Source organism: Providencia sp. PROV201, from assembly GCF_028479545.1.
Taxonomy (GTDB): domain Bacteria; phylum Pseudomonadota; class Gammaproteobacteria; order Enterobacterales; family Enterobacteriaceae; genus Providencia; species Providencia huaxiensis.
Map to the genome: position 1 here is coordinate 166,150 of NZ_JAMPNW010000004.1, position 13,026 is coordinate 179,175.

At 41.2% G+C, this 13,026-nt stretch carries 24 protein-coding genes; 19 read left to right on the forward strand and 5 right to left on the reverse strand.

Annotation, left to right across the window (positions count from 1 at the left end; translation table 11 throughout):
- Nucleotides 1-22: 22 nt before the first annotated feature.
- From PR809_RS05170 to csrA, 4 genes are all read right to left on the reverse strand, one after another.
- Nucleotides 23-154, reverse strand: coding sequence for a hypothetical protein (locus PR809_RS05170; RefSeq protein WP_272524458.1), 132 nt, complete (start codon nucleotides 152-154; stop codon nucleotides 23-25).
- A gap of 13 nt (nucleotides 155-167) precedes the next feature.
- Nucleotides 168-944, reverse strand: coding sequence for a hypothetical protein (locus PR809_RS05175; protein WP_211888365.1), 777 nt, complete (start codon nucleotides 942-944; stop codon nucleotides 168-170).
- Nucleotides 945-1,027: 83 nt separating this feature from the next.
- The gene (rdgC, locus tag PR809_RS05180) at nucleotides 1,028-1,930 is read right to left on the reverse strand and encodes a recombination-associated protein RdgC (protein ID WP_272524459.1); all 903 of its coding nucleotides are present in this window, start codon (nucleotides 1,928-1,930) and stop codon (nucleotides 1,028-1,030) included.
- Nucleotides 1,931-2,083: 153 nt separating this feature from the next.
- Nucleotides 2,084-2,272 (reverse strand): carbon storage regulator CsrA, encoded by a 189-nt coding sequence (gene csrA / locus PR809_RS05185; protein ID WP_071548870.1) that lies wholly within the window; start codon nucleotides 2,270-2,272, stop codon nucleotides 2,084-2,086.
- 262 nt (nucleotides 2,273-2,534) lie between these two features.
- On the opposite strand from csrA, the gene PR809_RS05190 reads away from it, so the two are divergent.
- Nucleotides 2,535-3,020, forward strand: coding sequence for a hypothetical protein (locus PR809_RS05190; protein WP_272524460.1), 486 nt, complete (start codon nucleotides 2,535-2,537; stop codon nucleotides 3,018-3,020).
- Nucleotides 3,021-3,198: 178 nt separating this feature from the next.
- On the opposite strand, the gene racR is transcribed toward PR809_RS05190, so the two are convergent.
- The gene (gene racR, locus PR809_RS05195; protein ID WP_272515959.1) at nucleotides 3,199-3,681 is read right to left on the reverse strand and encodes a DNA-binding transcriptional repressor RacR; all 483 of its coding nucleotides are present in this window, start codon (nucleotides 3,679-3,681) and stop codon (nucleotides 3,199-3,201) included.
- Between the two features lie 104 nt (nucleotides 3,682-3,785).
- Between racR and PR809_RS05200 the strand changes: the two genes are divergently transcribed.
- From PR809_RS05200 to PR809_RS05285, 18 genes are all read left to right on the forward strand, one after another.
- Nucleotides 3,786-4,037 (forward strand): transcriptional regulator, encoded by a 252-nt coding sequence (locus PR809_RS05200; RefSeq protein WP_272524461.1) that lies wholly within the window; start codon nucleotides 3,786-3,788, stop codon nucleotides 4,035-4,037.
- A 67-nt stretch (nucleotides 4,038-4,104) separates the two neighbouring features.
- The gene (locus PR809_RS05205) at nucleotides 4,105-4,671 is read left to right on the forward strand and encodes a YmfL family putative regulatory protein (protein WP_112308311.1); all 567 of its coding nucleotides are present in this window, start codon (nucleotides 4,105-4,107) and stop codon (nucleotides 4,669-4,671) included.
- A 5-nt stretch (nucleotides 4,672-4,676) separates the two neighbouring features.
- A complete protein-coding gene (locus tag PR809_RS05210) occupies nucleotides 4,677-4,874 on the forward strand; it encodes a hypothetical protein (RefSeq protein ID WP_272515963.1) in 198 nt (65 codons plus the stop codon).
- A complete protein-coding gene (locus PR809_RS05215) occupies nucleotides 4,864-5,043 on the forward strand; it encodes a DUF4222 domain-containing protein (RefSeq protein WP_272524462.1) in 180 nt (59 codons plus the stop codon). Before PR809_RS05210 ends, PR809_RS05215 begins: the two co-directional genes overlap by 11 nt.
- 8 nt (nucleotides 5,044-5,051) lie before the next feature.
- Nucleotides 5,052-6,101 carry a helix-turn-helix domain-containing protein gene (locus PR809_RS05220; protein ID WP_272524463.1) on the forward strand — a complete coding sequence of 350 codons (1,050 nt, stop codon included), beginning with the start codon at nucleotides 5,052-5,054 and terminating at the stop codon, nucleotides 6,099-6,101.
- Nucleotides 6,098-6,346: a hypothetical protein gene (locus PR809_RS05225; RefSeq protein WP_272524464.1), complete on the forward strand. Its 249-nt coding sequence runs from the start codon at nucleotides 6,098-6,100 to the stop codon at nucleotides 6,344-6,346. Before PR809_RS05220 ends, PR809_RS05225 begins: the two co-directional genes overlap by 4 nt.
- Nucleotides 6,346-6,984, forward strand: a complete 639-nt coding sequence (locus tag PR809_RS05230) for a phage N-6-adenine-methyltransferase (protein WP_272524465.1) — start codon at nucleotides 6,346-6,348, stop codon at nucleotides 6,982-6,984. Before PR809_RS05225 ends, PR809_RS05230 begins: the two co-directional genes overlap by 1 nt.
- 1 nt (nucleotide 6,985) lies before the next feature.
- Nucleotides 6,986-7,453, forward strand: coding sequence for a hypothetical protein (locus PR809_RS05235; protein ID WP_272524466.1), 468 nt, complete (start codon nucleotides 6,986-6,988; stop codon nucleotides 7,451-7,453).
- Between the two features lie 356 nt (nucleotides 7,454-7,809).
- On the forward strand, nucleotides 7,810-8,196 hold the full coding sequence (locus PR809_RS05240; RefSeq protein ID WP_206277156.1) for a RusA family crossover junction endodeoxyribonuclease: 387 nt from the start codon (nucleotides 7,810-7,812) through the stop codon (nucleotides 8,194-8,196).
- A 101-nt stretch (nucleotides 8,197-8,297) separates the two neighbouring features.
- Nucleotides 8,298-8,732, forward strand: a complete 435-nt coding sequence (locus PR809_RS20075; protein ID WP_442959983.1) for a DUF968 domain-containing protein — start codon at nucleotides 8,298-8,300, stop codon at nucleotides 8,730-8,732.
- Between the two features lie 32 nt (nucleotides 8,733-8,764).
- Nucleotides 8,765-9,436: a bacteriophage antitermination protein Q gene (locus PR809_RS05250; protein WP_211889051.1), complete on the forward strand. Its 672-nt coding sequence runs from the start codon at nucleotides 8,765-8,767 to the stop codon at nucleotides 9,434-9,436.
- Nucleotides 9,437-9,603: 167 nt separating this feature from the next.
- Nucleotides 9,604-9,807 (forward strand): TrmB family transcriptional regulator, encoded by a 204-nt coding sequence (locus tag PR809_RS05255; RefSeq protein ID WP_110592023.1) that lies wholly within the window; start codon nucleotides 9,604-9,606, stop codon nucleotides 9,805-9,807.
- 135 nt (nucleotides 9,808-9,942) lie between these two features.
- Nucleotides 9,943-10,989, forward strand: coding sequence for a DNA-methyltransferase (locus PR809_RS05260; protein WP_272524468.1), 1,047 nt, complete (start codon nucleotides 9,943-9,945; stop codon nucleotides 10,987-10,989).
- Nucleotides 10,990-11,316: 327 nt separating this feature from the next.
- Nucleotides 11,317-11,541, forward strand: a complete 225-nt coding sequence (locus PR809_RS05265; protein ID WP_004911666.1) for a class II holin family protein — start codon at nucleotides 11,317-11,319, stop codon at nucleotides 11,539-11,541.
- Nucleotides 11,522-12,088 (forward strand): lysozyme, encoded by a 567-nt coding sequence (locus PR809_RS05270; protein ID WP_272524469.1) that lies wholly within the window; start codon nucleotides 11,522-11,524, stop codon nucleotides 12,086-12,088. Before PR809_RS05265 ends, PR809_RS05270 begins: the two co-directional genes overlap by 20 nt.
- A gap of 58 nt (nucleotides 12,089-12,146) precedes the next feature.
- Nucleotides 12,147-12,524 (forward strand): hypothetical protein, encoded by a 378-nt coding sequence (locus tag PR809_RS05275; RefSeq protein WP_272524470.1) that lies wholly within the window; start codon nucleotides 12,147-12,149, stop codon nucleotides 12,522-12,524.
- Nucleotides 12,499-12,678 (forward strand): hypothetical protein, encoded by a 180-nt coding sequence (locus PR809_RS05280; protein ID WP_238564169.1) that lies wholly within the window; start codon nucleotides 12,499-12,501, stop codon nucleotides 12,676-12,678. Before PR809_RS05275 ends, PR809_RS05280 begins: the two co-directional genes overlap by 26 nt.
- A gap of 10 nt (nucleotides 12,679-12,688) precedes the next feature.
- Complete coding sequence (locus PR809_RS05285; protein WP_238564168.1) at nucleotides 12,689-12,877, forward strand: hypothetical protein; 189 nt, start codon at nucleotides 12,689-12,691, stop codon at nucleotides 12,875-12,877.
- The last annotated feature ends 149 nt before the right edge of the window (nucleotides 12,878-13,026 follow it).

Here is a 13,026-nt window from a genome sequence, read left to right on the forward strand (position 1 = left end):
GCAAGATAAGTATCGATATTAACTACTGGTGATGTATGTATTTGAGCGCCATTAAAGAAGCGTTTTTTGTATCATTGTAAACATGGCCATCAGCACCATGGGCGTTAACTGATTCGAGCAATATATCTGCATCAAATTTAATTTCATTGGACATAATCAGCCTCTCATTAATCCCAGCCATTGCTATAACAAATACCTTCTGGTGACTCATCCCACACCAAGAGACTCCCACCGTAATAAAGCGCTAAGACTAATTTGTCGAAACGGGAATATGCTTTAACTATTTTCTTACCTAAAATCCTGTCATTTACCTTACCCCCAATTAACTCATAAACATTATTACCATCCTGCAGTAGAGGTTCGCTGCGGTAACCCCCTGTGCGTTGAATACTTAAATGGAAGCTATAATCACAGCTATATGCGCTAACTGAATTAGATGAGTATCTTGATGTTGACCTTTCTTCTGGATGTATGCCGACTTGAATAAACCCATCATACTCATCATTAATAAAGACTTGCGGTGACTCCCATTGGTTTTCCATTGCTGACTCGCTTTTATCCTCTATAAATGCCTCCCACAAATCAGATGCTTTTATGTATTTAGGGCACTCATCGTCACTTGTGAAATCTTTTACTAAAGCGATAACTTTTTCTTGTAAATCAGCCTCAATACCTGAATCCTCCCAAGAGTTACGCATTTTTTCAGCAACCAGCGTGTTGTATTTTTTCAAATCAACTACATCCTCTATATTCGCTGGTAAGGCACTTTCCATTGCCTTATTAAAAGCCTTACCGAAATCACCATAGGAACGAAAGGCATCATCAACAACACTGGTAAATAATTTAGTGATACCTTTATCAATAATTTCTACGGCCTGTTCGCTATTTGCAAACTCAACGCAACGTTGAGTTAATAATTCACTTAATGTTAGTTCTTTCGACATAATTAATACTCCACGCAATATTTAGGTAATAAGAGTCCGTCTCTTAATAAAGAGAATTAAATTCCTTGGTGTTGGTTAAATAGTTACTCTGATTCTTCTTTGTATTTTAATAATTCAATCAATAGCTCAATTGTATTAACCATGTGAAACATAAATACTGCGTTTGTGTGTCGATAGCGAAAAACTCTATCTCCGTCACAGTCAATTTCTACTAATGGTTTGATATTTTTAAAGTCAAAATCATTTGTGAGCTTAAAGCTAATATCAAAGGTACTTAATTCAATTAAACAAACTTTAAAATGACTATCAATTGAATCCTTAACTTGCTCACGAATTAAATTAAGTTCAGCATCATATTTTAGGGTTTCTAGCTTTTTATCAAGCTTACGTTGCAGCAAAAGGAAATTGCCAGGATAAAGGTCATGACCAAAGCACTCTGCTGGTGGTTGGTTATCAATGTGGTTAGATAACCGTGTTGTAATGCCATTCTTTGCATCATCAATGTGAAAAGTTTCAGTTTTTACAGTACCGCAAGCTTTCACTAAACTACCTAATAGTGCTTGGTGGTCTGGCTTTCGCGTTGTGGACACAAACAGGAAACCCTTTTTAACATGGTACAGGGCAGTGATGATTTTTGTTTTAGTTAAAGCAACCTTTAACATTTCTTCTATTGCAATATGCTTTAGTTCGGCTTCAAGAAAATCATCGATACCTTGTTCTTTCAATTTCTCAATGCGTCTATTTACTTCAAATGCGATAGCTGCTTTCGGAAGTATCTTTTCATCAATACGAAAAGTAATAATATAGCCACCTTCAATTGGCGTAACTAATTCACCTGTGATTTTATTCGGAATAAAACCATAGCTAATAGAATGTGACTCTAAAATATCAACAAAGAGTAATTCTTTTAAATGATTTTCTAAAACGTCAGCGCTGGGTAATTCAGCTTTAAAAATAACACAGCTAGTAATTGGAAAACGTTTCATTTGTTTTTTCCTCAAATATAATTAACTCCACACACAATAAATAAGACCACTGACAATATATAAAGACATATTACCTAGTATGGACTGACATAAAGTCAGTGGCCTTATGTATTATGAAAAAGGGCGGCACAACACCGCCAAAAACTACAAGGGTCAATCACTAGCAGTGGCAATACTATTTTCAGCTAAGATTCGCTGATAAATTTCTTCACGATGTACAGCAACATCTTTTGGGGCTTCAATACCAATCCGCACTTGGTTACCATTCAGACCCAAAACAGTGACTTTAATATCATCACCAATCATTAAAGTTTCACCGACTCGACGGGTTAAAATAAGCATTCCCATACTAAACACTCCACACAGTTAATAAGGTTGCCTGATTATTTAGCCACATCAGGCGGCTGTGGTTTTGCTGTACCCATACAACAAAATTTAGGTTAATATCAATGTACCCATACAACAAATAAGGTGAACATTAATGTCAACTTACGAAGAAAAGCAGCTACCTAGAAGACCCGCTCCGGCTCATAAACCGGATGGTCAAGTGCCTAGGAAGCCAGCACCGGCACCAAAGCCACCCCAAAAATAAAGAGGTATTACCATGAACTACCAAGACCCAATCTTTACAATTACTAGCTCTTACTACCTAAACGAAATGCAAAGTGTTATCTCAGGTAGGATTGATAAACTTATATCAATCGCACTATTTATCCTTGGTGGTTCTGTTATGGCCTCTTTCTCTAACATGTTCATCATAGGTGCGTTTATTTCTGCGCTATCTGCAATTCAAATTTTTTGCCAGTTTGGCAAGCAATCTGATGCATCAAACGACAGGGCTAAGCAGTACCTAGCGTTAATGCATGATGCGCCAAAACTCACCGAAGAAGAAATTCACCAAAAATTAGGCAATCTACTACAAAGTGACGTATTTGCTTTTGGTGCCTTGTACAATCCCGCGCATAAACGAGCCGCTATTCACTTGGGATTAACCGACGATACTAAGCTTACAAAGTTTGAGTCTGTAATGGCTTGGCTCGCTGGTGATCTTCCTCGGGATACTCCTTCCGACGATACCCCACACATTTAAAATTCAGTATCTGTATTGCTGATGTGAATAACACTAGGCACAGCCTAATCATAAGTCAATAGGCTATGCCTAATATTTTTGATGTGATTAGACTATGATTATTTTTTTAGTTAATAATCAAATGGATGAGATTTTAGGTATTACCTAGCCTAACCAACGGCCATCAGACCAAATTAATTTAAGCCGGGCGTTTTTTGGGTTTGTCGTTATTCTCTTTGTTGCTTAACCATTCAGAGACTTGTCGCTCTAAAGTTGTAATATACGCTCTGGTATCACTGTTAACCCAAGATGGTTCGCTAGTGCTATTTAGCAGCAAAAGGAAGTTTATAATTTCTTTTCTTTCCGCAGAGGCAGAAGTGTAGGCATGAATGAGGTCATCAAATTGCTGCTCATTTTGTGTGCCGTTTGGCTCCGCATTCTTTAACGGGGTGTGTAATTCTTTTAAGCCCCAATGCTCAGGCCCCACTACATCGGAAAAGTAACTCCATAATTCAGGGAGTTTATCCTTTGAAATTGAACCCTTTTTTATCCAATCATAAATAGAAGGGAGCTTAACATTAAAGTGTCGAGCTATCTCAGTCTTTGATTTGACCGATCTAGATGCCAGTTTCTTATTGATTGCCTGCTCTATCGCTCGGCCTAAATCTTTACCATTAAGCATAGCCTAATTATCTTATCTTTATATTGTGTAGGCAATTCCTATTGATTTAATGTTAGGCTTAGCCTAACATTTATATTTCAACATAGGTCAGAGGTAACTAAATAATGAACCAAGCAAGAGCTATAACCGCAATAAAAACAGCATGTAGCCACGTTGGTGGACAAGCCGAAATGGCTAAACGTCTGGGTATTTCGCCTCCAACGGTAAACCAGTGGATCAATGGATCTCGCCAAATACCTGCAAGACGATGCCCTGAAATAGAAAAGGCAACCTTAGGCGCTGTTCGTTGCGAGGATCTTCGCCCGGATATCGACTGGTCATATTTGCGAGGTACGCAATCAGTAGTCGCTAGTTAATTTACGGAAAGATTAAACCAGAACTGTAATTTTCATGTAACCACAGCAAATTTATAGGAGATGTGGGATGAAACAAAATTGGCAAGCAGAAAAACAACCGGCATGGCTGGTGGCTGCAATCAGAAAAACAATCTCATCATTACCCGGTGGCTATGATGAAGCACCTGAATGGTTAGGTAAAAAAGATACTGATAACCCATCAGGGGTAACAACCCAATCACTATTTAATCGGCTGCGTACTGATGGTGATCAGTTATTCCCGTTTGGGTGGGCAATGGTGCTACAGCAGGCAAGCGGTAATCACTTTATAGCTAATGCAGTTGCTAAAGCATCAGGCGGTATTTTTGTTCCACAACCGGATATTGGTGATATCGATAACGATGATATTAACAACCGCTTAATGGAAGCATTGTCCGCTATCGGCGAGTACTGCGAATGCATCAAGGAATCTATCGCTGATGGCGAGGTTGATGAGTCAGAACGGGAGAAAATTGAAGAAAGGTTATATCTGGCTAGTGCAAAACTACAAGAACATGCGTCATTGGTTTACCGCGTATTCTGTCGCCCTGAAAAGGTTGACGCCTCAGATATGCGGTCCGAGGCGTCGGTTGCTAACAACTTTTGTGTGGAGTAATTAGCATGAGTAGCTTATCAAATAATTCCATTCCAGTGCAACTACGAAGTTCAGCGAGTTCAGATGGAAGTTCTCATTTGCAGTATGAGCTTATGGTACAGAACCAGTGGATCCCCGTAAACCGCAGATATGTTGAATGGGCTGTGGGTAATTTAAATGTCATCGTTGATTTCAATTCCAAGGGTAAAGGTGATGCCAAATGACAAACATAAAAACCTTAACCGTTACTTCCGAGATAGGCGCGGCATCGTCGTTAAAGTCATTGAGTGGGATCCGTACCAAAAACGGGTCATCTTCATGTGGGGCAATTATCCACATCGGTGCTTTGTTCCGCTCTGGTTATTTCAACGTGATTACACAGAAGTTAAGTAGGTAGCAGCATGAGCGTAAAACTATCAAGTTATGTATGGGATGGCTGCGCAAGTGCAGGTTTAAAAATAACCTCTGTTGCGATAATGGCCCGTCTCGCTGACTTTTCAAATGATGATGGTGTTTGTTGGCCATCGGTACCGACAATTGCCCGGCAAATAGGTGCGGGTGAAAGCACGGTACGTACCGCTATTAAAAACTTAGAAAAAGCCGGTTGGTTATCAAGCGAAAAGCGCCGTAAAGGTAACCGAAACGCGAGCAATATCTATCAATTAAATGTTGATAAATTAGCTTCAGCGGCAATGGCTGCACTTTCTCAACCGCCAGTTTCTGACACGTCAAATCCTGACGCATCAAATTCTGTTGCATCAAAATCTGTCCCGTCAGAATCAAGCAAAAATAACCGTTTTGACCCGTCAGAATCTGGGGGCGATCCGTCAGTAACTTCAAAACAAGATCCATCAGTAACAAACTCTTCGTCGCAGAATTCTAACGAATCCAGCGACCAGTCAAAAATTGATTTTTTAAATCGTTACCCAGAGGCGGTGATTTACAGCGCTAACTTCAAAAAATGGGGAACGGAAAAAGACCTAGAGTGCGCCCAATGGCTATTTGAGCGGAAGCAATGGCTATTCAAAGAGCGTGGTATTGGTGAGCCTGACAAGCCTAACTTCACTGAATGGGCGAATACAGTTCGACTGATGCGTGAAATTGACGGGCGCAGCCACAAGGAAATTTGCCAACTCTACAAGCGCATTACCCTCGATGATTTCTGGCATTCAGTCATTCTGTGCCCCTCCAAGCTCCGCGAGCAATGGGAAAAGGTCATTGTTAAATTTGCCAGTGGACAAAAAGTGAGTGTAGACCCCGTAGAACGTGACAACGCTTACACACGGATCATTGGTTCAAGGCTAACCCCAAAAAACCGCATTGAGGAAATCGCAGCTGAATTAGCGGGCAAACAGGGTGTTCGTAACATGTCGGATTTTGTAGGCCGCAAGGCGTGGGTAGGCATTTGGCAACAAGCAGCAGAGCTAGCAGCTAGAGAGGTGACAGCATGATGCGTAGTGAAACTAAAACAATCTATGACGTTGACGTGCTAGGCATGATTGCCATGTTCAAACAGCTACGTAAATGGCGCACTATTCGCAAGCTCCGCAACAGATGGAATCAATCCCGCCGTGATTTAGTTACCTGCAGGAAGTTTCGCCACTTAAATCATCATACTGACCATTTTCAAGTTCAGCAGCGTTATAAGCATATGCGCGAGTATGTTAAATCCCACCAGCAGCGAGGTGCTATCTGATGAATAAATACATTCAAAGCCTCGAGGCGCTTAAAGCTAAACCACGACATAAGCTTAATGAAATTGGAGATCAGTGGTGTACACCCGATGAATTGTACTGGGGTATCAGCTCTATATATGGGCTATTCAAACTCGATTTATTTACTGACGGTAAAAACACTAAGGCACCTAACTTCTACACTGCAGAAGATAATGCTTTAACTCAAGACTGGTCGGAAAAGCTAAAAGAAGTTGGCGGTGCTGCATTTGGTAATCCACCATATTCACGCAGTTCATATCACGAAAAACAGGCTATAACGGGTGTTGGCCACATAATGAACCGCGCCTTTGCAATGAGAGAGAAAGGCGGTCGCTATGTTTTTCTTCTGAAGGCGGCAACAAGTGAAAGCTGGTGGCCAGAAAATGCAGATCATGTTTGCTTCATTCGCGGTCGTATTGGGTTTGAGCTCCCTGCGTGGTTTAACCCATCAGATGATAAACAGAAGCCAACGGGGGCATTCTTTGCTGGCGCTATTGTCGTTTTTGATAAGTCATGGACAGGTAAACCATTTGATTATATCAAGCGTGAGGATCTAGAGGAACGAGGCAGAATATTCATAGAGCAAGTTAGGTGGTTAGCGAAGAGGGTGGCTGCATAAAATGATAACTGAATACCAATACACGCAAGGAATTGAAGTCATTAGGATTGGACGCGAATTTAAAACAATAAATGCAGCGATCCTAAAAAATGTTGCTAGTTATTCACCATCCGCTGCACACCGAACTTTTGAAATGCTGGAAAAAATTGGCTGCATAAAATATGTCGGCAATTTCCCTGCAGGGAAAACTAAGCAGAGGTCAAAGCAATACAGCATCGATCCCCATGCAATTACAAAGCTAAAGGCAGTGTGGGAGACAAAGTTAGAGGAGAAGGAAAAACCAAAGAGGGCAGAAAAGCTTAAAGCGCAGCCACCAGCTGAGCCTAAAAAAGTGGACGAAATCAAGAAGTGTGAGCCTGAGCCTCGATTCGAGTGTGGCATTAAAGTTGTCGAAAAGGCTTACATAGGCGATATGGGAAACCAATCACTAAAGCAATTAGATCAGTTGCTGGCGGAGGTGAGAGCGTGATTATCGGTTATTTCATGAATACTAGATTACTGTTTTTAATAACTATGATTTCAGGATGGGCCGCTGTGGGATTTGAATTGATTTATTTACCTGTCAGCTTTCTAGTAGCTTCATTCATGGTTTATCTAATTATTCCCTTTGCTATTTATATCTGCATTCCCATGTTACTGAAAAAGAAATCGGGAGGCAGTCGTGGATGAAATTCATCAGTGCAAATGCGGCAGTGAAGATCTGCATGTTCTTACCCTCGAATACCGCACTTGGTTTTATGTTTATTGTCATAGCTGCGGGAAAAAAAGCCCTGCAATAAATGATAGGACAGAAGCGGTAAGAATTTGGAATGAGGTGGTATCAAAATGAATTCTTCAATTACTTTAATACTCCCATTTCCACCTAGTGTTAATGCTTGCTGGCGGAACATTAACGGCAAAACGTTAATTAGTGCAAAGGGGCGTGCATTTCGGGCAAATGCAGCTGCAGCAATCTATGAACAACTGCGTAAAAGACCAAAGGCAATCACTAAGCATGTATCTGTCACTGTGAGGATGTACCCACCGTCAAAGCGTCGAATGGATATTGATAATTACTTGAAAGCCCCCTTCGATGCATTAACACATGCTGGGGTTTGGAGTGATGACGTTCAGGTTAGACGTGCTGTCATTGAATGGCATGAAGTCGTAAAGGGTGGTCGATTTGAAATTGAGATAAAGCCCCTTAACGCAACGGTGGAGAAAATATCATGAGCCACCAATGGATATTAACTCCAATAATAATCCCTGAGCTTAGTGCGGTGATATTTAGACCAGGAGCACATTTAAATACATTCAGTGGAAGAATGTTGCTCATGACCTTACCTGAGGAGCTAAAGCATAAACCATCAGGCCTTATCTCTCTTTCTGACCAATACCTCAGCGACGTGGTGAGTGATGAACGGGTATCAAAACCTGTATTAAATTTAACCATCATCCCCGAGCCACCAGCCAGTTTGATGTTGAAGCCTAAATTACAACGCTGGACTAATAATGACTACCTGCAGTGGGTTAAATCGCAGCCATGTTGTGTTTGTGGCGCTACATCGGACGATGCTCATCACCTAATCGGTCACGGCCAAGGTGGAATGGGCACTAAGGCCCATGATTTGTTCACTATTCCATTGTGTCGCATTCACCACAGCGAGTTACATAAAGATCCAAATGGGTGGGAAAGCGAACACGGAAGCCAATTATATTTTTTATTTCGATTCCTAGACCGTTCAGCGGCACTGGGTGTTTTTGGTTAATGCGTTGTGCGGAACGCAGTGGAGGGTTTTATATGCCAATTTATGCGCATGACTTGGAATATTTAAGCGATATGGCATGGGTAGCTACATCAAATTTAAGAGTTGCAACTAAGGGGCAACTAGAAGCATTTGAAGATTTTGGGCTAACAGATACTAGGACAACCCCAAGAATTAGAAAGAAAGACTTAGAATTAAATGGTCGTCTTGTTTGCCGTGATACGGATCCAGTTTATGTGTTGGAAACACGCTGTCGCCGAACTCCAAAGCCAATGATAGACCATGAAGATTTTTTACTGTGTTCGTGGCGTAGGGCTATCAATGCATTAAGTGAGGAGCAGCGCTCATGGATAAAGTATTGTTATGGACATAGTTTAAAATTTGACCATCAGGTTAATATTAGTGTTCACATATGGTCTGAATTTGAAAAGCAGCATAAAGGGAAGAAAATAACCAAAAAGGTCAAAGAGAGATTGAGGTCATTGGTTTGGTTATCAGTTCAGGTTTGTACTGGGCGTGATTACTTACAAACTGACCTAGCGCGGCTGGTGGGTGTTGAGCGTAATAACTGGAAAATGAACTATGAAGTATATTGGAATGACCTTTTAAATATTTGCTATGAGTTAGACAAGCAGGCTTTGTTATCCATGGGGCGAACACGAAATAGTCAAATATCCAAAAATAAGTACTATAACTTGCAAAAATGAACAAAATAGGCCATATTTAACGCTAATTTGGTATGTTGCCCAAGTTGTATATAACCTCGCGATGCGGGGTTTTTTTATGCCTTAAATAAATATAAGACTTGCTGTTCCATTTGGTCAGAGTTACATGTGTAGTTATGCACAATAACTGACCAAAGGTTTAAAATATCATGGTAAAACAGAGTGATATAACGCAAGAAGCTAAAATTATTTTTGAGGCTACCCCATATACTGAGGCTGTTACGGCGGGTGAGGTTTCACAAGTCACGGGGCTAACACAGCCACGCTGCCAGTTAATATTAACTCAGTTAGCAATGGCTGGGTTAGTTAAAGAAAACATCAAAGAAAACACATTTCAAAATATCCAACTGTGAAAATGGGCGGCTGGTGGGTGTTGGTAGCACCTTCCCAGCCATTCGCCCGTACTGAAACGGATCACGGACAAACCAAGGCCCACCGCTTATACGCGTAAAGCTAGGTGAGCTTATCAAAAAAGGTTCTCCTGATCTATGAAAAGCACTGTAATATCAAGCGGTATAAATTTGGTTAATGATGATTCACTCAGTTATATAAAGACACTTCCCGATAATTGTATTGACCTAATTGCAACTGACCCACCTTATTTTCAAGTTAAAAGCTGTAGTTGGGATAATCAGTGGGAAAACGTCACTGTATATTTATCGTGGCTTGATGAAATGCTTGCGGAATTTTGGCGTGTTCTGAAGCCAAACGGTAGCTTATATATGTTTTGTGGTTCAAAGCTGGCGGCTGATACTGAAATATTGGTTCGTGAGCGGTTTAATCTTTTAAATCACATCATATGGGCTAAACCATCTGGGCCATGGCGACGACAAAACAAAGAAAGCCTGAGAAGTTATTTCCCTGCGACAGAGCGAGTCTTGTTTGCTGAACACTATCAAAGCCCATACAAGGGGAAAAGCAGTGGTTATCTTCAGCGGCGCAGAGAATTGAAAGAAAACACGCTGAGGCCATTGATTGAATATTTTAAGCAAGCAAGAGATTCATTAGGTATAACAGCCAAGGAAATACATCAAGCCACTGGAAAGCAAATGGCTTCTCATTGGTTTGGCTATAGTCAATGGCAATTACCGAACGAATCAGACTACTTGAAGCTACAAGAGCTATTTAACCGAGTAGCGGTAAAACAGTTCAGCGACAATCCATTAGGCCGCCAGCACGCTGATTTAGTTAGCGAACAAAAGTTACTAAATCGTGAATATCATGAATTGTCTCAGCAATACCAACTATTAAGGCGTCCGTTTACTGTAACAGTAGATGTTCCTTATACAGATGTATGGGTATATCCCCCCGTTCAATATTACCCCGGCAAACATCCTTGCGAAAAACCTTCAGCGATGATGGAACACATTATCAATAGCAGTAGCCGAGAGGGTGATATTGTTGCTGATTTCTTTATGGGCTCTGGCGCCACAATAAAAGCCGCATTAAAACTTAATCGTCGTGTTATCGGGGTAGAGCTTGAAACTGAGCGATTTGAGCAAACTAAAGAGGAAATAAATAACATGAAGTTATAAAGCGGGTAGACCGTGCAGCCAAAAGAAGGTAGCAATAGTTGGGTAATAACCAACTCCCGAGTCTCCAAAGTAGAGAGCCAGCTTTGTATCTGGTTAGGGTTAATAAGAAAAGAAGCACCGGTGACGAAGCATGACCGCCAATTATGCACTGGTTAGATCCAACGGGGAGCAGAGACGAACTGGGGTAACGAACTCAAGGGCATGAGCGAGGCTACTGCGAGAGTGTAGCTATAAGCAATCACTTCTTCTTTTATCCCCTCAAATGAGGGCGAAAAAACAGAAATCCCCACAAACTTTTAATTTCGGGCACTCCGTAGGGGGTGGTATATGCGTATGGACAAATTAACAACTGGCGCCTCCTATGCTGCCTCTACGGGTTCAACATTCTATTGGCTAAAACAATTGTTAGATGGTTTCTCATCTGAGCAGTGGGCAGCGATTGGGGTGTTGGGAAGCCTGCTTTTAGGTGTAGCTACATTTTTGACAAATTTATATTTCAAGCGAAAAGAAGATAAACGCAAAGAGGCGGCTCATGCCAAAGATACCAAATAAAATAAAAAAGGCTGCCGCTGGTGGCTTAGTTGCTTTGACTGTAAGCATGATTGCTTATTTTGAGGGCATGGAAACTAAACCTTATAAAGATGTTGTGAATGTCACTACGGTTTGTTTTGGGCACACAGGCGCTGACATTATCCCCACCAAAACCTATACAGAAGCAGAATGTTTAGCTTTGCTTGAAAAAGACCTCAGCAAAGTCAGAAGGGGCGTAGACCCTCTAATCAAAGTTGATATCGACGATAACACCCGAGCCGCTATTTATTCCTTTGCTTACAACGTGGGCACAGGTGCTTTTGCACGTTCTACGATGCTAAAGAAACTGAATGCAGGCGATATCGCTGGTGCTTGCAATGAATTAAAACGCTGGACTTATGCAGGGGGTAAAGAGTGGAAAGGCCTAATAACACGCAGAGAGATAGAAAATGCAGTATGCCTTGGAAAGTTCGACTCGGCTTATTCTTCTTCTTTCTCGGGTACGCCTTCTTTATTTCAACTGGCGTATATGTACTCAGAGACGATACCTGCAGTACTGACAAGGTAAGTTTAGAAAAGCGATGCCAAAAAGCCCTAGATCACTACCGAGGTAAGCAGGTGAACTTATGAAAATAGATAATTCATTCTGGTTATTTTTGGCGCTATTTGCTGTGAGCTGGTGGGCTACAACGCTTTATGACAGCAACGTTTCAGTAAAAAAAGATAATGACAATCTCAAGCAAGATAACGTCAGGCAAAGTGAAGTCATTGCTAAACAGTCACTGCAGTTTAATAGCTTTAATCTCATAGCAACTTCAGCACACCGCAATGGTATTCAAGCCGATGCAAAGGCTCAGGAGAAAGTCATTGAATATAAAACAATACTCCAAAAAGAGTTTTATTGTGATGCTCTTGTGCCTCAGCCTGTTGCTGATGGCTTGTTCGAGTACACAAACGAATTACGTTCCCGCGCAATGCGTGCCAATTCCAGCCACGCTAACTAATTTAGTGGTGCCTCCACTACCGCCTGATAGTGATGGTAAAACGCTATCGCCAGAAGCGTCTGTATTGTGGAACAGACTACTGCTTGCAGCGATAGAAAAAGCTAACGATCAGCTTGAAAAAATAGGCGAAATTGAAACACAACGACTTAAATAGCGAGGTTTAAATGTCTAACCCAATTATGAAATATTTTGAATACCAACATCTACCAGCTCATCTGCAAGAGGTTAGTAAGCCGATTGGTGATCTAGCTAAGCAGATGGATGAACAGCTACCTGATGGTGACGAGAAGTCAGCAGGGCTTCGTAAGTTACTTGAAGCTAAAGACTGCCTTGTCCGTGCGAAGTTAGGCTAATAATAGCTAATCTTTTATTGGTCTATTTTTTATAAAAGGTAATTTTCATGTCAGAAAAAATTGTATTAACACCAGAACAAATCAAGTCCCTTCATGAGTTTGCACAGGAAGAGGGATAACCGTCCTACACTATTGAAGTAGGCAAAGTC

Bases quoted from the DNA above. Each gene is read 5' to 3' on its own strand.
- PR809_RS05170 (WP_272524458.1), bottom strand. From the start codon at position 154: ATGTCCAATGAAATTAAATTTGATGCAGATATATTGCTCGAATCAGTT.
- PR809_RS05175 (WP_211888365.1), bottom strand. From the start codon at position 944: ATGTCGAAAGAACTAACATTAAGTGAATTATTAACTCAACGTTGCGTT.
- rdgC (WP_272524459.1), bottom strand. From the start codon at position 1,930: ATGAAACGTTTTCCAATTACTAGCTGTGTTATTTTTAAAGCTGAATTA.
- csrA (WP_071548870.1), bottom strand. From the start codon at position 2,272: ATGCTTATTTTAACCCGTCGAGTCGGTGAAACTTTAATGATTGGTGAT.
- PR809_RS05190 (WP_272524460.1), top strand. From the start codon at position 2,535: ATGAACTACCAAGACCCAATCTTTACAATTACTAGCTCTTACTACCTA.
- racR (WP_272515959.1), bottom strand. From the start codon at position 3,681: ATGCTTAATGGTAAAGATTTAGGCCGAGCGATAGAGCAGGCAATCAAT.
- PR809_RS05200 (WP_272524461.1), top strand. From the start codon at position 3,786: ATGAACCAAGCAAGAGCTATAACCGCAATAAAAACAGCATGTAGCCAC.
- PR809_RS05205 (WP_112308311.1), top strand. From the start codon at position 4,105: ATGAAACAAAATTGGCAAGCAGAAAAACAACCGGCATGGCTGGTGGCT.
- PR809_RS05210 (WP_272515963.1), top strand. From the start codon at position 4,677: ATGAGTAGCTTATCAAATAATTCCATTCCAGTGCAACTACGAAGTTCA.
- PR809_RS05215 (WP_272524462.1), top strand. From the start codon at position 4,864: ATGCCAAATGACAAACATAAAAACCTTAACCGTTACTTCCGAGATAGG.
- PR809_RS05220 (WP_272524463.1), top strand. From the start codon at position 5,052: ATGAGCGTAAAACTATCAAGTTATGTATGGGATGGCTGCGCAAGTGCA.
- PR809_RS05225 (WP_272524464.1), top strand. From the start codon at position 6,098: ATGATGCGTAGTGAAACTAAAACAATCTATGACGTTGACGTGCTAGGC.
- PR809_RS05230 (WP_272524465.1), top strand. From the start codon at position 6,346: ATGAATAAATACATTCAAAGCCTCGAGGCGCTTAAAGCTAAACCACGA.
- PR809_RS05235 (WP_272524466.1), top strand. From the start codon at position 6,986: ATGATAACTGAATACCAATACACGCAAGGAATTGAAGTCATTAGGATT.
- PR809_RS05240 (WP_206277156.1), top strand. From the start codon at position 7,810: ATGAATTCTTCAATTACTTTAATACTCCCATTTCCACCTAGTGTTAAT.
- PR809_RS20075 (WP_442959983.1), top strand. From the start codon at position 8,298: ATGACCTTACCTGAGGAGCTAAAGCATAAACCATCAGGCCTTATCTCT.
- PR809_RS05250 (WP_211889051.1), top strand. From the start codon at position 8,765: ATGCCAATTTATGCGCATGACTTGGAATATTTAAGCGATATGGCATGG.
- PR809_RS05255 (WP_110592023.1), top strand. From the start codon at position 9,604: ATGGTAAAACAGAGTGATATAACGCAAGAAGCTAAAATTATTTTTGAG.
- PR809_RS05260 (WP_272524468.1), top strand. From the start codon at position 9,943: ATGAAAAGCACTGTAATATCAAGCGGTATAAATTTGGTTAATGATGAT.
- PR809_RS05265 (WP_004911666.1), top strand. From the start codon at position 11,317: ATGCGTATGGACAAATTAACAACTGGCGCCTCCTATGCTGCCTCTACG.
- PR809_RS05270 (WP_272524469.1), top strand. From the start codon at position 11,522: ATGCCAAAGATACCAAATAAAATAAAAAAGGCTGCCGCTGGTGGCTTA.
- PR809_RS05275 (WP_272524470.1), top strand. From the start codon at position 12,147: ATGAAAATAGATAATTCATTCTGGTTATTTTTGGCGCTATTTGCTGTG.
- PR809_RS05285 (WP_238564168.1), top strand. From the start codon at position 12,689: ATGTCTAACCCAATTATGAAATATTTTGAATACCAACATCTACCAGCT.